Source organism: Gemella haemolysans (assembly GCF_028308085.1).
Classification (GTDB): domain Bacteria; phylum Bacillota; class Bacilli; order Staphylococcales; family Gemellaceae; genus Gemella; species Gemella haemolysans_D.
This window is the reverse complement of record NZ_JAQMFS010000055.1, coordinates 14,870-37,256: the sequence shown is the minus strand read 5'-3', so window position 1 is coordinate 37,256 and position 22,387 is coordinate 14,870. Positions and strand designations below refer to the sequence as shown.

At 30.9% G+C, this 22,387-nt stretch carries 16 protein-coding genes; 11 read left to right on the top strand and 5 right to left on the bottom strand.

Going from position 1 to position 22,387, the window contains the following annotated elements:
- Nucleotides 1–9 precede the first annotated feature (9 nt).
- Nucleotides 10–270, bottom strand: coding sequence for a hypothetical protein (locus tag PNO30_RS03885; protein ID WP_048802210.1), 261 nt, complete (start codon nucleotides 268–270; stop codon nucleotides 10–12).
- A gap of 177 nt (nucleotides 271–447) precedes the next feature.
- Between PNO30_RS03885 and PNO30_RS03880 the strand changes: the two genes are divergently transcribed.
- From PNO30_RS03880 to PNO30_RS03870, 3 genes are read left to right on the top strand one after another with little or no spacing between them, the layout of a single operon-like run.
- Nucleotides 448–1,248: a DUF1444 family protein gene (locus PNO30_RS03880; protein ID WP_271966208.1), complete on the top strand. Its 801-nt coding sequence runs from the start codon at nucleotides 448–450 to the stop codon at nucleotides 1,246–1,248.
- 37 nt (nucleotides 1,249–1,285) lie between these two features.
- On the top strand, nucleotides 1,286–1,891 hold the full coding sequence (gene ytpR, locus PNO30_RS03875; protein ID WP_271987233.1) for a YtpR family tRNA-binding protein: 606 nt from the start codon (nucleotides 1,286–1,288) through the stop codon (nucleotides 1,889–1,891).
- 24 nt (nucleotides 1,892–1,915) lie between these two features.
- The gene (locus PNO30_RS03870) at nucleotides 1,916–4,540 is read left to right on the top strand and encodes a hypothetical protein (protein WP_271987231.1); all 2,625 of its coding nucleotides are present in this window, start codon (nucleotides 1,916–1,918) and stop codon (nucleotides 4,538–4,540) included.
- 196 nt (nucleotides 4,541–4,736) lie between these two features.
- On the opposite strand, the gene PNO30_RS03865 is transcribed toward PNO30_RS03870, so the two are convergent.
- Nucleotides 4,737–5,504 carry a MurR/RpiR family transcriptional regulator gene (locus tag PNO30_RS03865; protein WP_271987230.1) on the bottom strand — a complete coding sequence of 256 codons (768 nt, stop codon included), beginning with the start codon at nucleotides 5,502–5,504 and terminating at the stop codon, nucleotides 4,737–4,739.
- Nucleotides 5,505–5,743: 239 nt separating this feature from the next.
- Here PNO30_RS03865 and PNO30_RS03860 point away from each other — a divergent pair, with 239 nt between their 5' ends.
- Nucleotides 5,744–7,450, top strand: a complete 1,707-nt coding sequence (locus PNO30_RS03860; RefSeq protein WP_271987229.1) for a PTS transporter subunit EIIC — start codon at nucleotides 5,744–5,746, stop codon at nucleotides 7,448–7,450.
- 4 nt (nucleotides 7,451–7,454) lie between these two features.
- Nucleotides 7,455–8,213, top strand: a complete 759-nt coding sequence (locus PNO30_RS03855; protein WP_271987228.1) for a Cof-type HAD-IIB family hydrolase — start codon at nucleotides 7,455–7,457, stop codon at nucleotides 8,211–8,213.
- A 146-nt stretch (nucleotides 8,214–8,359) separates the two neighbouring features.
- Here PNO30_RS03855 and PNO30_RS03850 read toward each other — a convergent pair whose 3' ends face one another.
- A complete protein-coding gene (locus tag PNO30_RS03850) occupies nucleotides 8,360–9,793 on the bottom strand; it encodes a bifunctional folylpolyglutamate synthase/dihydrofolate synthase (RefSeq protein WP_271987226.1) in 1,434 nt (477 codons plus the stop codon).
- A gap of 850 nt (nucleotides 9,794–10,643) precedes the next feature.
- On the opposite strand from PNO30_RS03850, the gene PNO30_RS03845 reads away from it, so the two are divergent.
- Nucleotides 10,644–10,988 (top strand): type II toxin-antitoxin system PemK/MazF family toxin, encoded by a 345-nt coding sequence (locus PNO30_RS03845; protein ID WP_271987295.1) that lies wholly within the window; start codon nucleotides 10,644–10,646, stop codon nucleotides 10,986–10,988.
- Nucleotides 10,989–11,083: 95 nt separating this feature from the next.
- On the opposite strand, the gene PNO30_RS03840 is transcribed toward PNO30_RS03845, so the two are convergent.
- Nucleotides 11,084–11,287 (bottom strand): hypothetical protein, encoded by a 204-nt coding sequence (locus PNO30_RS03840; protein ID WP_271987225.1) that lies wholly within the window; start codon nucleotides 11,285–11,287, stop codon nucleotides 11,084–11,086.
- 566 nt (nucleotides 11,288–11,853) lie between these two features.
- On the opposite strand from PNO30_RS03840, the gene PNO30_RS03835 reads away from it, so the two are divergent.
- From PNO30_RS03835 to PNO30_RS03815, 5 genes are all read left to right on the top strand, one after another.
- On the top strand, nucleotides 11,854–12,309 hold the full coding sequence (locus PNO30_RS03835) for a GNAT family N-acetyltransferase (protein ID WP_271966188.1): 456 nt from the start codon (nucleotides 11,854–11,856) through the stop codon (nucleotides 12,307–12,309).
- A gap of 98 nt (nucleotides 12,310–12,407) precedes the next feature.
- A complete protein-coding gene (locus PNO30_RS03830; protein WP_334212533.1) occupies nucleotides 12,408–13,874 on the top strand; it encodes an MATE family efflux transporter in 1,467 nt (488 codons plus the stop codon).
- A 144-nt stretch (nucleotides 13,875–14,018) separates the two neighbouring features.
- On the top strand, nucleotides 14,019–14,822 hold the full coding sequence (gene folP / locus PNO30_RS03825; RefSeq protein WP_271987223.1) for a dihydropteroate synthase: 804 nt from the start codon (nucleotides 14,019–14,021) through the stop codon (nucleotides 14,820–14,822).
- A 20-nt stretch (nucleotides 14,823–14,842) separates the two neighbouring features.
- Complete coding sequence (locus PNO30_RS03820; RefSeq protein WP_271987222.1) at nucleotides 14,843–17,656, top strand: DEAD/DEAH box helicase; 2,814 nt, start codon at nucleotides 14,843–14,845, stop codon at nucleotides 17,654–17,656.
- A gap of 184 nt (nucleotides 17,657–17,840) precedes the next feature.
- Nucleotides 17,841–19,076, top strand: coding sequence for an MFS transporter (locus PNO30_RS03815; RefSeq protein WP_271987221.1), 1,236 nt, complete (start codon nucleotides 17,841–17,843; stop codon nucleotides 19,074–19,076).
- A 102-nt stretch (nucleotides 19,077–19,178) separates the two neighbouring features.
- On the opposite strand, the gene adhE is transcribed toward PNO30_RS03815, so the two are convergent.
- On the bottom strand, nucleotides 19,179–21,821 hold the full coding sequence (adhE, locus tag PNO30_RS03810) for a bifunctional acetaldehyde-CoA/alcohol dehydrogenase (protein ID WP_271987220.1): 2,643 nt from the start codon (nucleotides 21,819–21,821) through the stop codon (nucleotides 19,179–19,181).
- Between the last annotated feature and the right edge of the window lie 566 nt (nucleotides 21,822–22,387).

Genomic DNA, 22,387 nt, shown 5'->3' with positions numbered 1-22,387 from the left:
TAAGTCAGTTTATTTTATATCAAAATCTATAGAATCAATATTCATAATAAGTTTATTATTTATAAACCAAATTAATGAAAATACATAAATAGCATAAGTAAAAAATAATAAAGAAGAAAGAATAGTAATTTTATTATTTTTTAAAAATATGAAATTTAATAAAATTATTATTAAGTAAACAACAACAGAAATTAACAAGCGTTGTTTATTTTTTTTTGCCCAATTATTGTATTTTTCCAATAATTCAGCTTTTTTAGCTTCGTTATTCACAAAATTCCTCCTAAGTTTTATATATAAAATTATAACAAATAAAAGAGTAAGCTGCAATTAAATAACTAAAGTGTAAAAAAGTGAATAATATTTGTATATATTCCCTATTTATGTTGATTGAATACAAATAAATATGATATAATTAAGTTGCCATATTATACACAAATTGGAGGCAATATGTCTTATACAAGAGATTATATATTTGAAAAAATAATAGAAAAACTACCTACTTTAAAAATTCACGAACGACGAGAAAAAGATAATAGTGTTTTTATTTTAGAGTATGAAAATCGTCGTGCAAAAATAGATATAGATAGTTTTGTCAGAAAGCTAGGAGATAAGAAAACTAGCAAAGGGGATAAAAAAATAGAAGAGTTTGTCTACTATATAGTAGAAAATTTCAGTGCACAAACAAGTGTTTCTTTAGATAATATTAATGAAGAACAATTATTGAAAAATATTTATCCCGTAGTAAGAGCTAGCAGTTTTAACAAAGATAACGAGAAAGATCTTGTTAGTTTTGAACATACAAATGAAACTAAAATTTATTTAGCGTATGATTTTAAAGATGGCTATAAATTGCTAGACAGTAGTTTTTTAGATAAATTCTCAAAAAATAAGCAAGAAGTTTTAGAAGTTGCTAAAAACAATTTAGAGAACTTACCACTTAAGTATAATGTGGATGAAGTTGCAGGGAATAGATTTTATTTCCTAAATGCAAAAGATGGTTATGATGGAGCTAGAATATTTGATAAGAATGTATTAGATTATTTCTATAAGAAAATAGGTGATTCATTTTATGTCGGCTTGCCACATCAAGATACGTTAATTATCGCAGATATAAATAATAAACAGGGCTTAGAAATTTTGCAAAAAATGATGGTTCATTTTTTTACGGAAGGTCTTGTGCCAATAACAACAATTACATTTAAATATGATGGAAAAGAACTAGAGAGTTATTTTATTTTTGTAGAATAACTTTAAAAAATTAAAATTAAGTATAGGAGAGAGAGTCATGTTATTTTTTTACAATAAGAAAATGTTAGGAGAAACATTATTAATTACTATTCAAAGTAAAGAAGAGGTAACATATGAGGAGAAAAAAAATATCACTCTAATTAAAGATGAAAATGGTGCTTTAGTTGGGTTAAATATTTTTAATGTTGAAAACTTGAAATTAGATGGAGAAGGAAGTATTGATTTAACAGAAGAACAAAAAGAAATTCTTCAAAAACGTTTAGAAAAAAATGGAATCAAAATTGATTTAGAAGGAAACAATGACGATTTCTTCGTAGTTGGAGAAGTTTTAACTTGTGAAAAACACCCAGATGCTGATAAGCTAAAAGTAACGGAAGTAAAAGTTAGTGAAGATGAGACATTACAAATTGTCTGTGGAGCTCCTAATGTAGAAGCAGGTCAAAAAGTTGTTGTAGCATTAAGTGGTGCGATGATGCCAAGTGGTTTATTAATTAAAAAATCAAAATTACGTGGTGTAGAATCAAACGGAATGCTATGTTCAAAACGTGAATTAGGATTACCACAAGAAGAAGCACGAGGAATTTTAGTATTAGGTGCCGATACTAAAGTAGGAACTCGAGTGAAAGATTTGAATCTTGAATAAAATCTAACTTAGGAGGTGTATAGTATGGTTAATTGGAAAAAGTGGTTTTTAGAAGAAGATGAAGATGAGATATTCGAAGAAGAGATATCGCGTAAAGAAAAGAAAGAAAGTTCTTTAGAAACTAGGGAAAGAAGAACTGAAAACAAGAGAAAAGAAAGAGTCTATTATGAAGATGAAGAAGATTTTGAAATAGACTTTAGTTCTAGAAAATCTAAGAGAACATTTGAAGAAGATGAGTTTGAATCAGATTTTGGAAACAGAAGAAAAAGAGAGAAAACTCAAGAGAAATTTGAAGACTATGAAGAAGTAAACCTTGAGGATTTTGAAATAGATAAATTCGAAGATGATGATTATGAAGTAGACTTCGAACAAGAGAGAAAATCTAAAAAAGAAACTGGATTCTTCACTAAATTTAAGAATTTATTTAAACAAAATGATGAAGAATTAGATGATGATTTCCTAGATGAAGAGCTTCTTGAAGAAGATAAAGATGATGAGGCTGAAGATTATAAAACATATCTAGAACGCCAAAAACGCGAACAAAAAGAAAAAGCTAAACTAGCTAAAAAAGAACAATCAAGAGTAGCAAAAGAAGAAGACTTTGAAGATTATGAAGACGAGGAAGAATACGAAGAAGATAAAAAAGTAGGATTCTTTTCAAGGCTTAAAGATAAATTGTTTAACGTAAGTGAAGATGAGATTGATCAAGAAGAGTTAGAAGCGGTATTAGATGATTATGAGGAAGAAGAATACGAAGAGGAAACTCCAGTTAAGAAAAAACCTCAAGTATCTGTTGAAAGATTTGATTCTGAACCCGAAGAAGAACTTGAGATTGAGTTTGTAGATGAAGTTAAAGAAGAGGCTAAATTTGAAGAAATTGATATTACAAAATATGAAGAAAAAGAAGAGAAAGCTTCAGCTGGAACAGTTACAGACTTAGGAGATGCATTGAAGAAACTTGGTGTTACAAATTCTGAGATAACTGACGTTGATATCTTTGATGAGAAACCAACAAGAAGAAAACACCCAACGCTTGCAGCTGTTCGTACTAAGAGATTAAAACAAGACCACAAGATTGATGAACTTGGAGATAGTGTAGTACTAGGGAAGGATAGTAGTGAATTAAAACAAGAAGTAGCTACTTCATTCAAAGGTCAAACTCAAGAGGAAACTCAAGTTCAAGAAGAAAGAGTTACTAAAAATAAAGAAGCTCGTAAAGAATTTGAAGAAAACTTTAATTCTTTAGAGAGAAGAAGCGATAAAATCGAAAAAGATAATCCACTATACGTTAAGAAAAACGAAAAATTAGATGGAATTTTTGATGAAATTCGTGAAAAAGAAAGTAAAACTCACGAGAAAGAAGCTCCAGCACTTGAAGTAAGAGAACTTGATGCGGAAGGAAGCCGTCGTGAAAAATTAAAATATACTTCTGTACATGATGTGTTAGAAGGAAATGAAGATTTATTCGAAGATGATATCGATAGAGTAAGTAAAAAACTTGTTGGTGAAAGATTCGAAGAAAGCCAAGAATCTAGCGAAGAAGTTGAAAACTTCAGAAAAGGTTTATATGAAGGTAAGAAATCTGAAAATACTCAAGAAAGAACGGCCTTAGATGAGCTTATTAAAACTGAGAATATTGATGTTTCTCCAAGAAAAGAAGAAACTCTTCCTGAAATAGAAGAACTTAATGAAAATTTAGCTGACCTTAAGAAAGAAAAACAAGAAGAAACTTATGTTGATTTAGTTCAAGAAGCGGCTAAAATAGAAGACATTGAAGTTGAAGATTACGAAGAAATTAAAGAAGTTAAAAAAGATAGACTTTCTGGTTACAGTGATTATCATTTAAATGAAGATGAAATCGAAGAGTTAGAAGAACAAAACTATCTTGAAGAATCTGCAGATTCAGTAAATATTGATAGCTTAATAAGAGAAGTATCACCTAATAATAAGATTATTAAAAAAGCTAATGATGTAGATAAATTCACAGACGAAAAAGTTGTTCCTAAAGAAGTAGTTGAGAAGAGAGTAGAAGATGCTAAAGCTCACGAAGAAAGTGAACAAGTTGAAGAAGTTGAACGCGGAATAGATTATACAGAAAAATTATACACTAATGATGTCTCTGAGTACTTTGATAAAGGTAATGGAACTAAGTTAGGTGAATATAAAACTGTAGATTATGGATATAGACCAGTAAGTAAAGAAAAAATTGAAAATAATCAAAAAATACTTGATGCAATTTTTGAAAAATATTCTTCATCAGGAATTTCTACATCGACTAAATCAGTAACAAGTCAAATGATGAGTTCAAATACTATCACTCCTAAATCACGTAGTGTAGGTAAATTTAAACCATCTCCAGTATATTCTTCTGTATATGGTTCAGCAACACGTAATACAGCTGAAAATTCAAATAAACCAGTTGGTATATCAACTACAGGATTATCTATAAATAATCAAGTGAGTAAAACAACACCTGAAGTAAAAAGAAATGAACCAAAATTAGTTGAAAAAAAAGCAGTAGAAGCTAAAGCTGCTACAGAAATAAGTAATGCTAATATCTATAAAGAAATTGCCTCACAAGAAGAGACAGTTTGGAATATAGGTTCAGCAAAACGAGTACCTAAAAATAAGGTTAAAAATAAAAAATAACTAGATAATCAGTAACAAAGAGGATGGCTTTTGAGCCATCCTCTTTGTTTAGGATATTTCATTGGAAGAAAAAAATTTAGCTATAGACTGAATTTTTAATATTGAAATGAAATATAAGAAAATAAATAAGGGAGTGACTCAAAAATCGTGATTTCAGAGAAATCGATTTTATCGAGCCAATCCCTTGTTATTAATTTTAATCTATTACATATTGACCAGGGCTTATTGTATTTACGATAGTTTCAAATAGAATTATTCCAACTACGTTTAACATAAGTCGAGAACGAATTTTTTTTCTGTTTTTTGGTGCATCGTAGACTTTTATTAAGTGATCGCTCATTTTAGCAAGAGGGCTATTCACAAGGCTAGTGATTGATAAAATAGTTGCACCGTGTTGTTTCGCTGCTAAGACGCAATCATTAATTACGTCTGTATTTCCCCCTAGAGAAAATACTAGAATTACATCATCTTTTGTACAAATATCAGGGATTCTTTTAATAGAATAATGTTCAAAATAATCATTGGCCCAAAGATTTATAAGTTTAAGCTTTCTATTGAAATCACTCATAACCATATAACTAGAACCACTACCTAAACAAAAAATACGACGTGCATTAATTATTTTATCAGCAAAAATATCAAAATCATCTTGATTAAGAATAGACATAGTACGTGAAAATTCGACACTAAGTTGTTCTTTTAAGTTGTTAAAGGTAGATGAGGTCGCCTTATTATTTTTAGCTAACTCTTTGCTTATTTTCAAATCATATTTTAAGTCAATAAATGTGTTATATCCCAATTTTTTACAAGCCCGAATTACAGTAGAAGAAGAAACAAGGATTTCTTGTTTAATTTCTTTTAGAGTGGTATGTTCAATATTATCTTGTTTCATTAGATAATCAATAGCTTGTTGTTCCGAAATCGATAGTCTATCATAGTTTTCTTTTAAATTCTCAAAAAACATAAAAAAGTTCCCCCTATAGTAAAATTTACTAAAGATTTTCATTTGATTACTCAGCATAAAGTATCATATCACAAAATATAGAAAAATAAAAGCTATATTGTTAAGGTTTTCTATAGTTCAGTAAAATTTTACTAAAATAGTAATAAATTACAAATCAAGAAACTTTTAGGCGAAATCGAAAAAATCGTTTTCAAATCTGTTATAATGTACCTATAAAAAATAACAAAGGAGAAAAGGTAATGGCAAAGAAAAAAAATAAATTCGTTTCTGCTTTTGAGCAATTCGGACGTTCGTTCTTATTACCAGTATCTGTACTTCCTGGTGCAGGTATTATTAAAGGGATCGGGACAGCCTTCAGTAATTCAAACACACTAAAAATGTTCCCAGCATTAAAAAATGACATTATTCAATTTATTATGAAATTCCTAATCGTATTAGGAGATACAGCATTCAACAACTTACCAATTATTTTTGCAGTTGGGGTAGCTGTAGGTTTAGCAAAACGTGAAAAAGGTTCTGCTGCACTTTCTGGTTTACTAGGATTCATCGTATTACACTACGTACTTAACTTCCTATTGGTACAAAGTCACAAATTAGTAGATACTAGTAAATTATCAAGTAACGAAGCAAAATTAGCATTATCAAATGCCATGCAGACAAAAGTACTTGGTATTCAAACAATGGACCTTAGTGTATTCGGGGGTATCATTGTAGGTATAGTTGTATACTTCGTCCATAAGTGGGCTGTTAAAGTTCAATTACCAACAGTTATTGGATTCTTCAGTGGACCACGTTTCGTACCTATCGCAACTATCGTAATCATGTCAGCAGTTGCAACTGGACTATTCTTCGTATGGCCTCCAGTACAAAAAGGTATTAGTGCATTATCAATCTTCATCCTTAAATCAGGACCTATTGGAACGTTCCTGTATGGTTTAGTAGAAAGAGCATTATTACCATTCGGTCTTCACCACGGTTTAAACTGGCCAGTTCGTACAACAGAACTAGGTGGAGCTTGGGAAATTGGCGGACAACGTGTAGTTGGTACAATCAACGCTTACTTAGCTTCATTAGCTGATCCAAACGTACAACATGTAGATCCAAGTATTACAAGATTCAACGGTGGTAAATTCGTTTACTTCATGTTCGGTCTTTCTGGTGCAGCTTATGCAATGTACAAAACAGCTGATGAGAAAAAACGTAAAGTTGTAGGATCATTATTATTCGCAGCTGCAGGTACTTCATTCTTAACTGGTATTACAGAACCAATCGAATTTACATTCTTATTTGTAGCTCCAATTCTTTATGTAGTACACGCATTCTTAGCTGGTTCAGCATTATTCGTAATGCACATGTTAGGAGCAGGGGTCGCTACTCCAACTGGACACGGATTTATTAACTGGGTAATCTACGGAGTACTTCAAGGTCCTAAAACAGCTTGGTGGTTAGTACCAATCGTAGGTGTAGTTTACTTCTTCATCTACTATATCGTATTCAGATTTATGATTGTTAAATTCGATCTTAAAACTCCTGGTCGTGAAGACGGAGATGATGTTAAATTATCTAATAAAAATGAAGCTCGTGCTAAACTTGGTGTAGAAATCGCTACAATCGGTAAAGAAGAAGCACCAAAATCAGTAGACGTAGCTGCTGGTGATGATGAAGTAATGGAAACAGTACAAAAAACACCAGAAGGAATTAGAAAACAAGCGATTGAATTAGTTAAAGCACACGGTGGACCAGATAACATCGAAGCTGTAGATGCTTGTATAACTCGTTTAAGAATTAATGTAAAAGATAAAAGCTTAGTAGACCAAGAACGTATTACAACGAAACTTGGAGCTATGGGATTTGCAGAAAGTGATATGCAAATGCAATCAATTTACGGATCTCATGCTAATGTATTAAAAATGGAAATCCAAGAAATGCTTGGTATGGAGGAATAATTTCATGAAGAATTTGTTTGTTACAGACTTAGACGGTACATATGTTAAGAATTCAGTGTTCGTAGAACAAGAAGATTTAAAAGCGTATCATGATGCGAAAAAATACGGGGATTTCTCAGTTGCGACTGGGCGTTCTGTTGAAGAAATCAAATATATTGCAGAAGGCAATGATATGGATGTTACACACATGATAGGGTTTAACGGAGCGGTCGTAACAAGACAAGATGAAGTTCTTTTTGAAAAACATATTCCTACTAAAGATTTAACTGGAATATTTGAATATCTAAAGGAAAGCAAATTAATATTTGATGCTTTAGATGGAAAACAACGTATCGGTAATTTTGATCATGAGAAGAAAGATAGATTGTGGAACATGGAACTAATTTGTGTTGAGAATCCTTTTGAAATACTAAAAGGAAAAACAATCTATAAAATAAATGTAAGACCAACAAAAGACCAATTAGATTATCATTACGATATAATGAAAGAAAAATTTCCAGAAGTAGAGATTTATAAATCAGGTTCAACACGTATGGAAATCACAGCAAAAAATATTTCTAAAGCTAGTGGTATAGAAGCTATCAGGTCAGGGTATGATAGAGTAATAGCTTTAGGAGATTCAGGGAATGACGTGGATATGTTTAAAGTAGCAGATATTTCATACTGTATGAGCCGCGCGCCACAAGAAGTAAAAAACCAAGCTACACACGTAGTGGACGATTTTGCAGCGGCGATAAAACATTTTGTAGAAAACTATGAATAGTAAAAAAGAACCGGCAGAGATGCTGGTTCTTTTTTACTATTTCATGTATTAAAATCAATAAATAAAATCCAGGGGTTGACCCAAAAGACCTAAAACTTAACAAAGTTCATATGAGAACTCATAGACGCAGTGGATTTTTAATATTTCTAATATTTCTCCAATATTTTACCTCTTACCGCTGAGATAAGATAAAGTGAACCTGTAATTAGAAGAATTTCATCATCTTTCAGATTTGGAATAATATTATTTAAAGCAACTTCATAATTCTCATATTTAGTGACATGAGTATCACCAAAGCTTTGAATTAAATTATCAAGATTTGATTCTTTAATCTCGATTGGAACTTTTGTCGCTGAAAATTCAGCAGGGATTGTTTTTAATTTTTCAATCATATCTTTATAGTCTTTGTCTTCAAGAATACCAAGTAGAATTTTCAATTTAGGGAATTTTTGCTTATCTAGGTAGGCTACTAAACTATCTATTCCATCATTATTATGAGCGCCATCTAATAGAATATTGTCACGAATCCATTCTAAACGACCTACCCAAACAGATTTACTTAGAGCTTCTTTTATAACACTATCTTCTATATCGATGATACCACGTTTTTTCAGATTAGATAATGCTTCTAAAGCTAAAGACGCATTAAAAGTTTGGTGTGCACCGACCATTTTAGTAGAATAATCTACACCTTTATATGAGAATTCGTTACCTCTAGCTTCGACTTTGTTCACAACGATATCTTCTTCGTTTAGTATGCTTAAGTTAGCATTTTTATTCTGACAGATGTCTTTTATTACATTTACAACACCTTCACAAGCAGGATATATTAGGACATTATCATTTTCTTGGATAATTCCACCTTTTTCATAGGCGATTTTTTCAAGAGTATCGCCAAGAATCGCAGTGTGATCTAGACCGATTTTTGTAATAATAGATAATACTTTTTCTTTAAAAATATTTGTTCCATCGTATCTTCCACCAAGACCAACTTCCATAATGACGAAATCTGTTTTTTGATTTCTAAAGTATAATAAAGCTACACCAGTGATGATTTCGAAGAATGACAGTTTATCACTAGGGTCTGGATTATTTTTGTCGTAAGTTTCTTGAACTAGTTTGAATAATCGATAGGCTTCTTTATATGAAATGAAATCATCATTAACACGAATTCTATCGTTAAAACTTAGCATACCAGGACTTGTGTATAATCCAACTCTATACTTAGTTTTTAAGACATCTTTTAAATAAGAACAAGTAGATCCCTTACCATTAGTACCAGCAACATGAATTACTTTAAGATCTTTTTCAGGATGGTCGAAAAGTTCAAGAATATGTTCCATTCTGTGAAGGCCAAGTTTCATTCCAGTACGTTCTATTTTATACGATGAAGTAATAAGAAGTTCTTCACAAACACACTCAATCGCATAGTTTACAATTTCATCTTCATCTAAAGTTAGAAGTTTTTCAGCAAGTTGCTCTAAACTTAACTGATTGAAAAGTTCTAATATGTTATTTTTATCTTCTAAATTATTTTCTTTTAAATATTTCTCAAATTTTATTTTGCAATTCAAATTCATAAATAAACACCAACATTTCTAATAATATACACTTAATTTTATAATGATAAAGATAAATTGTAAAGGATATAATTTGGGTGAAGGAATTTAAGTTAAAATCAAAAATAAGATATAAATAATCCTTATAAATTATTTATGGTTATGTTGATTAGTAGATCTATATAGTATTATTGAAATTAAATATGAAAATTAACAACTTTAATTTCATTTTAATTATAGTCTAAAGTTCATGTAAGGTAAGTGGGATATAATATAAACATAATAAAACTTAATAATATTTTTTTCATAATATACGGCTCATCGAAAGATGGGCCTTTCTCCATTTCAGGGGATTATTTTCAAAATTTTTCAACTTTAATTTCATTTTAATTATAGTCTAAAGTTCATGTAAGGTAAGTGGGATATAATATAAACATAACAAAACTTAATAATATTTTATTTCATAATATATGGCTCATCGAAAGATGAGCCTTTCTCCATTTTTAGGGATTATTTTCAAAATTTTTCAACTTTAGTTTCATTTTAATTATAGTCTAAAGTTCATGTAAGGTAAGTGGGATATAATATAAACATAACAAAACTTAATAATATTTTTTTTCATAATATACGGCTCATCGAAAGATGAGCCTTTCTCCATTTCTGTAATATGGTTGATAGTGTTATTATTAAAAATTGAGAAATATAGCTTTCTTACTTGACATGAAGATTATTTTGTAATACTATGAAGTTGTATCAAGAGCCTTACTAGTTAAGGAGAGATACTTGAAGAAGAGAAAGCCTTATTAGTTAAGGATACCAAAAGGCATATCTATTTGATATGCCTAATTTTTTGATAAGAGGTAGTATTGTGATGTTTGATATTTTTGGAGTATATCTTATTGATTTCAAACAAAATATTGGTGGGGAAATTTCTGGGAAGCACTATGCTGTTGTTATGAGCAAGATGTCAAAGAAAGATGATACACTTATTGTAGCGCCTATAACAAGTAAGAAAAAAGGCAAGAAATATAGGGGTGGAATAACTATAGATTGTACAAAATATCAAAAAAATCCGACGTATGAGAAGGCATTTGTAAAAATTAGAAAAATAAGAGAAATTCATAAAAGTAGATTTTTAGGAAGAAAGATTTATGATTTAGAAGAATCAGATGTTATAAAATTAAAAGATACTTTTAGAAGTTATTTTGATTTATAAATTTAAGAATAATAATCAGTTCATTTTTAATTAGTTTAGACTAAAGAGAGTAACTCAAAAAAATTATTTGAGTTACTCTTAATTTTATGCTATATCTATATATTATATTTCTTTTCCAGATTTGAGAGAATTATTTCTCCGTCAATAAGGTTTTTATTTTTGATATCTTTAATTCCTGCTTGTAGAAATTTAGCCTCTAATCGTTCTTTATTTGTCTGGGATTGTAATTTTCCTGGAATATGATTAGATGTTTTTTTAAAAATTCTATTTGTAATATACTTTATGTTGTGTTTTTGCATATTATCACCTCACTATAAAAATATACCATCATTTTTAGTATTGTCAATATAAGAAATAAATTTGATAAAAAGTAAATCTTTAAGTAAAATATTTTTCAGAAAATAATCATTTTTTCAACTTTAGTTTCATTTTAATTATAGTCTAAAGTTCACGTAAGGTAAGTGGGATATAATATAAACATAACAAAACTTAATAATATTTTTTTTCATAATATACGGCTCATCGAAAGATGGGCCTTTCTCCATTTTTATGGAGATTTGACAAGTAATAATTTTTAAGATATTATTAGGGTGTATTAAGAGCCTTATTGATTAAGGAGAGATACTTGAAGAAGAGAAAGCCTTATTATTTAAGGTTAAATAAAAGGTATATCTATTTGATATGTCTAATTTATTTAGATAGATTGAATTAGGATAACTATTTTAAAAATTTTGTGAATGTTCATACTGTTAAGTGATTAGCAAATGAAAAATCTAGATTTTTAGAAATTAAGCTAGAATAATTCTATAAAGAATCGAATAGTGTGTAAGTATTTAGTATAGATGATATTTGCGAAGGTGTAGATATGGATATTAGATTTGAAAAAGATATAAGCAAAAACAATTCTCTAGTGATCTGTGAATGGTCGAATGAGAAAGGTGAAGAATTTCAAAAGCAATGGATGGGATCAAAGGTTTCTTATCCTTTAAATTTAAATAAGATACAGAAATTAGAGAATATATTTTCTATTTTTCATGAAGAAGAATTTCTTGGGATAATACAAATTATAAAAATCGAGGGAGATAATGTGCATTTAGGGAGATTTATTTTAAATCCACAAAAAGTAGGGCAAGGTCTTGGAAAGAATGCATTAGGATCATTTGTTCAGCGTATTTTTGAAGATGAAAATATTGATAGTATAACTTTAACAGTATTTGATTCTAATATAATCGCTAAGAACCTGTATGAGAAATTAGGTTTTAAAATTGATAAAGTGATAGAATGTCCAAATTTGAAGTATATTATGAAAAGAACTAGATAATTATTATTTTCAAAATTTTTCAACTTTAATTTCATTTTAATTATAGTCTAAAGTTCATATAAGGTAAGTGAGATATAATATAAACATAACAAAACTCAATAATATTTTTTTTCATAATATATGGTCCATCGAAAGATGGGCCTTTCTCCATTTTCAGAATAGTTTTCGGATTTTTTCTTGAAACTTTATTTCAAAGTGCTATAATATTATTTATGAAAAAAACATCAGTTAATTTATTAGAAGGTCCGATTTTACGGGCGATGATTGCTTTTGCGATACCAATTATGATAGCAAATATTTTTCAGCAACTCTATAATACGGTAGATATTATGATTGTTGGTAGATTCCTTGGAGAAGAATCCCTTGCTGCTGTTGGAGCTACTGCTGCGATATTTGAGCTTGTAGTTGGTTTTGCATTAGGTATAGGAAATGGTATGGGTATAGTTATTGCTCGTCATTACGGTGCAGGAAATTATGAAAAGTTAAAAAGTGCTGTAGCTGCCACATTTGTAATAGGCGGGGTATTGAGTATTGTGATTGCAGTATTAGGTAATTTTACTTTATATCCATTACTGAAATTACTAGGAACACCAAGTAATATCATTGATCAGTCTTATGAATATAGTTATCTTATAGTAGTATTTGTAGGTGTTACTCTTGCGTATAATTTGTGTGCGGGATTACTTCGAGCAGTTGGAGATAGTAAGGCTGCATTATATTTCTTAATTTTCTCAGCAATTATTAACACTGTATTAGATATATATTTTATAGCATATCTACATATGGGTGTACGTTCGGCTGGAGTTGCAACTATTATTTCACAAGGTATTTCTGCAGTATTATGCTTTAACTATATTCGTAAAAAAACACCATTTCTAATTCCAACAAAAAAACATTTTACATGGAATAAAAAACTTTATTCTGATTTATTTAGTCAAGGGTTAGCAATGGGACTTATGTTTTCTGTTGTTTCAATTGGTACAGTAATCTTACAAACATCGATTAATGCCTTAGGTCCAGTAATTATCAGTGCTCAGACGAGTGCTAGAAGAATAATGATGTTCTCACTACTTCCAGTAGGATCTATGAGTGCGACCATAACGACTTTTACATCGCAAAACTTCGGAGCAAGACAGTATAGTCGTATAGTTGAAGGATTACGTAAGGGTGCGCTTGTTACGATAATTTGGTCAGTCTTCATCTGTATTACGCTATTTTTTGCAAGTCCATATTTAAATGAACTTATCACGGGAAGTAATGATGAAGAACTAATTTACCAAGCTTCGCTATATCTTAAGATTAGTTCTGTATTTTATCCATTTTTAGCAATACTTTTAGTATTGAGAAATGCTCTGCAAGGATTAGGACAAAAGATGATGCCACTAGTTTCAAGTATTATAGAAATGCTAGGGAAAATATTATTTGTAATATTTATTATTCCAAGTGTAGGATATATAGGAGTAATATTTGTAGAACCTATTCTATGGGTCGTAATGGCAGCTCAATTATATTATGCATTTAGGAAAGAACCCGTCATTCGTTCATTGAAGAAAAAGAGTGAATAGAAAGTTGGGAAGTCACACCCAATTAACAAAATAGAGAAGTAATTCTAAAATCATAATTTTAGGGTTGCTTCTTTTTTTACTGCAAACCCCATAGTCACATGATATAATAGTAAGGTATGCAAAATAAAATGATAAGGTGATAGAATGAATAAATTAAAAAAATTGCTAAATGAAAAAAAATATTTAATTATGGGAATATTGAACTTTACTCCGGATTCTTTTTCGGATGGAGGCGATTTTTATGATGTGGAAGCTGCGATAGAAGGTGTTCGTAAGATGGTAGCTGAAGGTGCGGATATTATTGATATCGGTGCTGAATCGACTGGTCCAGGTTCTACTGTAGTTAGCGAGGAAGACGAATTTGCTAGATTACAAAGTGTATTTCCAACTTTAAGAAAAACATTCCCTGATGTGTGTTTTAGTGTCGATACGTATAAACCTAATGTAGCTGAATACATGATTGAAGCTGGAGTAGATGTACTAAATGATGTAAATGGTGCCAAAGGAAGTACTATGGCTGAAGTTGCTGCTAAGTATGACATTCCAATCTTCATCATGCACAATGGTGGTGTAGAAGAAGGGCATGAGATTGAGCAAGTTGTACGTGAACTGGGCGAGAGTGTGGATATTTGTCTAAATGCTGGTGTGAAGAAAGAAAACATAATTGTTGATCCTGGGATGGGATTTGGTAAAACTGCAGAAGCTAACTTAGAAATTACACGAAAACTAGAATTACTTAATTCATTAGGTTGTGAAATCTTATATGCGGTAAGTAGAAAGAGAACTACAGATTATGTATTAGGTGGTAATAGTAATCCGAAAGATAGAGATATAGTAAGTGCTACTTTATCATTAGAAGCGGTGAAACGAGGAGCTAGAATGGTACGAGTTCATAATGTAAAAGTTATGAAAGAAGCTCTAATAACATATGAAATAATTAATGGCTAATCTAACAGAAGGAGGTTGAAATGAAGAATACATTTATTTATAATAATCATCTAGAAGCGATGAAAGTTCTTAGTACGCTTGAGAGTGAATTAGAAATTTGCGATGAATTTATTTTCAGCGTGGCATTTATTTCAGAAAGTGGTTTAACTAGTTTACTTCAGACTTTGAAGAATTTAGAAGAAAAAAACATTCGTGGAAAGATTTTAACGACGAATTATTTATATTTTAATACTCCTAAAGTGTTAGAGAAATTGTCTAATTTTAAAAATATCTCTCTAAAGGTTTATGATTGTGTAGAAAATAAACACGGCTTCCATACTAAAGGTTATTTATTTAGATATGGTGATTCATGGAAAGTACTGATGGGAAGTTCGAACTTAACGAGTGCTGCACTTACGATAAATAAAGAATGGAATACTTTTGTTGAGGGTGATAGGGTTCTAACGGATAATATTCTATATGAGTTTAATAGCTTATGGAAGAAAGCCAAGTCTTACTCTGAAATAAAAGATAAGTATGTTGAGGAATTCGCTAGTAATCAGATTGAGACTGTTACTAAGAAAATTATTTCCGAGGAAATTAAACCGAATAAGATGCAAAGGAGTTTTATAGAAAATTTCGAAAAACTTCGTAATCAAGATAACAAGGGTCTTCTTATTTCTGCGACAGGAACAGGTAAGACATTTGCGGCTGCTTTTGCGATGAAGAGTATAGGTGCTAAGAGATTGTTGTTTATAGTCCATAGAGAACAGATTGCTCGTCAGGCGCTGGAGACATTTAAGACTATTTTTGAAACTAGTCGTAGCTATGGTTTACTTACAGGTAAAGAGAAAAATATAGAAGCGGATTTTATTTTTTCTACTGTTCAAACTATGTCTAAAGAAGATGTTTTTAAGAGTTTTAATAATACTCATTTTGATGAAATTATAATAGATGAGGTGCATAGGGCAGGAGCTGACAGTTATCTTAGATTGATGGATTATTTAAAACCGACATTTTATCTAGGGATGACGGCAAGCCCTGATAGAACGGATAGTTTTAATATTTATGAATTGTTTAACAATAATATCGTTTATGAAGTTCGCTTAAAAGAAGCGATGGAAAATTCACTATTATGTCCGTTTCATTACTTTGGTATTAGTGATCTAGAAGTTGAGGGTAAGGTTATTGATGAACTGAGTGATTTTTCAAATCTAGTGTCTAGCGAACGCATAGAGCATATTATAAGTAAAATTAATTATTATGGTTATTCAGGAGATAGGGTGAAAGGTTTAGTTTTCTGTTCGTCAAAACAAGAAGCTAAGGTACTTAGTGAAGAATTTAATAGGCGTGGTTATAATACTACTAGCTTAACAGGTGAAGATAGTCAGGAGCGTCGTGAACAAGAGATTGCTAAGTTAGTTGCGAATGATGGCGATATGTTAGACTATATATTTACCGTAGATATTTTCAATGAAGGTGTAGATATTCCTGAGGTTAATCAGGTTATTATGTTAAGACCTACGCAAAGTTCTATTATCTTTATTCAACAGCTAGGTCGTGGTTTGCGAAAATCTGCGAATAAGGAGTTTGTTGTAATAATAGATTTTATAGCCAATTATAAAAATAACTTTTTAATTCCTGTGGCTCTATCTGGAGACAATAGTTATGATAAAGATACTGTAAGGAAGTTTTTATCTCAGGGGACTAGGTATATTCCTGGAACATCGACTATTCATTTTGATGAAATCTCTAAACAAAGAATTTATAGCGCGATAGACAATGTGAAGTTAAATACGTGGCTATTTGTTACTGATGAATATAATAAGTTAAAAAATAAACTTGGAAGAATACCTACTTATTCAGATTTTGAAAACTATGACGCTATTGATGTTAGAAAAATTTTCGAGGTAGCTGGAAGTTATTATTCATTCTTATCTAAGAAGGAAAAACAGTTTAAATATAGTGGAAAACTGACAAAGACTGCAGAGAATATGCTAAATTTTGTTTCTACTAATTTAATCTTAAGTAAAAAGATAGAAGAACTTGTAATTCTACGTTTGTTATTAGATGAGAAGAAGCGTAATATTCTTACAGCTTTTGAAGAAATTATGTTGAAAGATTATAATAAATTTATCGCAGATTATGAGTTGGATGTTAGTAGGAAGATACTTACTAACAACTTCGTAACTAGCAGTGTTACCAAGAAGAAGTTTCATGATTGTATATTTTTAGATGAGAATGTTGCTGAGATAAGAATGTCTAAAGAATTCGAAGAACAGCTACGATCAGAGATTTTTAGGGAATTATTACAAGATTTGGTAGACTATGGAATTTACAGATATAATAAATATTATAAAGATAATTTATACAAAGATACTAATTTTGTATTGTATGAGAAATATAGTTTCGAAGATATTTGTAAATTATTCTCATGGGGAATAAACTATGTGCCACTCGCTATAGGTGGTTATAAATACGATGAAAGAACGAAGACTTTGCCAGTGTTTATTAATTACGATATTGATGAAAATTCATTTAATCGAGATTATACACATGGATTTTTACCTGATAATGGTTTTACTTCGATGTCGAAGCCGAGAAGGAATTTAGAATCGAAAGAGTGCGACTATTTCTATAATAATGAAACGAAAATCTATCTATTTATGAGGAAAAATAAAGATGATAAAGACGGAGCACGAATATTTTATTTCCTAGGTGAGATGAAGACGACAGGCGAACCTAAATTAGTAGCTAGAGAAAGAAGCGGAGATACTGTAATTCAATTTTTCTATAAAATACAGACTCCAATTCGAGAAGATATGTACGAATATTTCACGAGGGATAGAATATAAAATATAATAGATTAAAGAGTAACTAAGACGAATTTGAGTTCATGGGAATTAGGATTTCATTTAGTTGCTCTTTTTTTATTTTGTAATGTAGGGAATATGTGGGGAATATATTGAGTGTATTTTGGTTATTGAAAACTTTACAGTTTGATTGTAAAATATAAAATAATATAGGAGGTGGTATTCGATGAATATTTTCTTGAAAAATAAACTCTATAGGTTATTCACTATTTCATCGGCGTTTGGGAATGCTGGTAGAACGCTATTTGATATTGCATTTATTATTTATGCGACAAATTTACCGAATCCAGAATTAGCCGTAAGTATAGTTTCGATAGCTACGACATTGCCTTATATTATTTCATTTATCTTAGGATATTTTGCAGATCAGACAAAAGATAAGTACAACAGAATATTATCTACAAGATTTTATCAGTTTTTATTATTTTCATTATTCGCTTTCGTGTGCATTTATGGAGTTCAATGGTGGATTTTTATTGTATTAGTATTTGTAAATGTAGTTGCAGATATTTTAGGTGGTTATAATGGCTATTTATCAATGTCGATTAATACTAGATTAGTACGTAAAGAACAACTAAGTGAAGCATTAGCATTTATTAGTTCTATAAACAATACAATCTCACTTGGTGGAAAGGCTGTTGGAGTATTCGTTTTAGGGTTTTTAAGTTACAATTACTCATATTTTGGATTGCTGAATGCAGCGTTATTCTTGATAGCATTTTTAATACTGGCAAAATATAAAAATGCGATGAAAGCAGAGATTGGCAGTTTTAAAATTAATAATAAAGAGAAGGTAAGCACTAAAAGATTTTTAAAGGATACTATTGAAAACTTTAAAATACTTCGTGAGATAAAGAAAATTTATAATTTTGTTATACTATTTTTAGGGATGAACTTTTACTCATCTGCGATGTTCGCTTTACTTCTAGTAATTTTAGTAAAAAATGAGACCTTACTATTTGGGAATGTAGCCTATACTATTACTTTATTAGAAATAGTGGAAGTAGTTAGTACAATTATCGGAGGAGTCTACCAAATTAGTTTTTATAAGAATATGAGTTTGAAAAATAATGCTATATTAGAAATAATTTTATTCATTATGTATGTAGGAAATCTATTGATACTACAAAATAAATTTATACTTATTATTTTAACTGTGATAATAGGTTATTTTGCAGGAATATCGAATCCAAAACTAGATGCATTGATTTTACAATCAGTTCCTGAGGAAAAACAAACGTCAATATATAGTATTTTTAGTACTGTTATTACTATTTCAGTACCAATAGGAACAACAGTAATATTATTTTTCGCTAACGCTATTAGTGCATCATTTGCATTATATAGTTTATTACTATTATTAATTATAGTTTTGTTGTATTCATTTAAAGTTAAACAATAAAAAACAATCCCCTTAGATTTTGTCTAAGGGGATGCTTCTATTCATTACTTCATGGATGAAAAGAAGTATGAGTTTAATGTTCTGAGATTATGAATGAATAGCTTATTGATTTTCTACGAATTTTTTCTCATCAAATCCGAACCAAGCTGCTTCCATGATACCTTCCATATCTTTGATTAGAGCTAATCTTGGGTTGGCTGGAGTACATTGGTCTTCGTAAGCATCCATTGCTAAAGTAGGTAGAGCTGCTTTGAATGCTTCGTAGTCAACACCATGATCTCTGAAGCACATTGGAGTTCCTACACGTTTACCAAGTTCGAATACTGCTTGAGCATAAGAATCAACTGCTTGTTCAGGAGTATCAGCTTTTAGTCCTAGCATACGAGCGATGTCTTGGAATCTTTCATCAGCTTGATAGTGTTCGTATTTAGGCCATAGAGATACTTTACCAGGACGAGTACCATTGTATTTGATTACATATGGTAATAATGTTGCGTTAGTTTCACCGTGGATAGTGTGGAATTTACCACCGATTTTGTGGGCCATTGAGTGAGAAATTCCTAAGAATGCATTTGCGAAAGCCATACCAGCTAAGCAAGAAGCATTGTGCATTTTTTCTCTAGCATCTTTGTCAAATTCTTTAACAGATTTTTCTAAGTTTTCGAATACAAGTTTGATTGCACGAAGTGCTAATCCATCAGTATAATCGTTAGCAAGGATAGAAGTATATGCTTCTGTTGCGTGTGTTAATACGTCCATACCTGTTGAAGCTGTTGGTCTAGCTGGTACTGTTTGAACTAGTACTGGGTCAACGATTGCTACGTGTGGAGTGATAGCATAGTCAGCTAACGGATATTTTTTATCATTTTCTTTATCAGAGATTACTGCGAATGGTGTAACTTCACTACCTGTACCAGAAGTTGTTGGAACAGCGATGAATTTAGCTTTTTGTCCTAAGTGAGGGAATTTTACAGTACGTTTTCTGATATCTGCGAATTTTTGAACTAATTCAGTGAAGTCTGCATCTGGTCTTTCGTAGAATAACCACATGATTTTAGCTGCGTCCATTGGAGAACCACCACCTAGTGCTACGATAGCGTTAGGTTTGAATGTGTTCATGATATCTAATCCACGTCTTACAGTTGTGATATCAGGGTTAGGTTCTACTCCAGCGAATACTTCGTATTGAACTTTATTTTTACGACGGTTTAATTGATCGATGATACGTCCTGCGAAACCAAGTTTAACCATTGATTCGTCAGTTACGATCATTACTCTCTCTAAACCCTCCATTTCACTTAAGTATTTGATAGCGTTTGGTTCGAAGTAAACTTTTGGAGGTAATTTGAACCATTGCATGTTGTTGTTTCTACGTCCGATTAATTTGATGTTTAGTAAGTTAACAGCATTTACGTTACCAGATACTGAGTTACGTCCATAGCTACCACATCCAAGAGTTAGAGATGGGATAAATGCGTTGTAAACATCCCCGATTCCTCCGAATGTAGAAGGTGAGTTCCAAACTACACGACAAGCACGAACTACTTTACCAAATTCTTCAGCAACTTCTTCGTTTTGAGTGTGGATTGCTGCAGTGTGTCCTAGACCGTTGAATTCAACCATTTGTCTAGCTTTTTCAATACCATCTTTTGTGCTACTAGATTTTAATACAGCTAATACTGGAGATAGTTTTTCACGAGTAAGTGGTTCTTTAACACCAACTTCACTACATTCAGCAGCTAAGATTACTGTTCCTTTAGGAACCTCGAATCCAGCTAGTTTAGCGATTTCTGTAGCTGGTTTACCAACGATTACAGAGTTTAATTTAGCTCCGGCACAGTTTTCAGAGTTTGCTTCAACACCGAATAATAAGTTTTCTAATTTAGCTTTTTCTTCTTTAGTTACGAAGTGTACTCTGTGAGATTTCATAAGTTTAACGAATTCATCGTATAATTCTTTATCAACGATTGCAGCTTGTTCACTGGCACAAATCATACCATTATCGAATGCTTTACTTAATACGATGTCGTTAACAGCTTGTTTAAGTTTAGCTTCTTTGTGTACATAAGCAGGTACGTTACCAGCACCAACACCTAGAGCAGGTTTACCGCAAGAGTAAGCTGCGCGAACCATTGCGTTACCACCAGTAGCAAGGATTGTAGCTACACCATCGTGGTTCATCAAAGCGTGTGTTCCTTCCATAGATGGTTTTTCGATGAATTGGATACAGTTTTCAGGAGCCCCTGCTTTAACTGCTGCATCACGAACGATGCGAGCTGCTTGTTTAGAACACTCATTTGCAGATGGGTGGAAACTGAAAACTATTGGGTTACGAGTTTTTAAACAGATTAGAGATTTGAATACTGTTGTTGATGTTGGGTTAGTTGTTGGTACAACACCACAAACAACACCAACTGGTTCAGCTATTGCTGTAAGTCCATCAACGTCATCTTTGTCGATTACTCCAACAGTTTTAAGATCGCGCATGTAGTTTACAATGTATTCACATGCATAAAGATTTTTAATCGCTTTGTCTTCAACAACACCACGACCAGTTTCTTCAACAGCTGCAACTGCTAACGGTCCGTGTGCTTCAAGAGCTGCAACTGCTGCTGCTTGAACTATTGCATCAATTTTCTCTTGATCTTCGATCTTTTTGAATTCATCTAAAGCAACTAATGCTTTTGATACTAACGTATTTACTTCTTCAACTGGATCTACAGTTTGTAATTTTTCTTTAGACATGATTTTTACTCCTTTTAATTCAGGAATTTATAACAGAAATAATGAGAATATCTGTAAAGTATAATAGTGGATAATTATCATTTAATTTTTGTTATAAACACCTCTTATTTGTTTACATTTATATTTTACACCTAGAATCAGTCGTTGTAAACATCTGTTATATAACTAAAAACCTAGATAAAATATATATTTTCATATAAAATTTGAACGTACAAATTAATGATTCACACATTTTTAAATTCAACAATATATTTCTGTTATATAAATAAATCACTTTGATAATAGTTGTTTTCAATATTATTTTACATTATATAAAATAATTGATATATAACAGATTATAGAGAGTGTTATTATTTTGGATAGTTAAATATAATGTTAAAAATAAAATTCCTATTGTTGATAATGGCTATCGATTAAAGAACAATGGGTTTGTGTATTATAATAGAAGAAAAAAATAACAAGTATATTTATCGTAGTCTAACTAAGAGGTAATTAAGTAGGAGAGGGAGATAGAATGTAATTTTTTCAGTAATTATTTAATATGAATTATATTTATGATCTCCTTA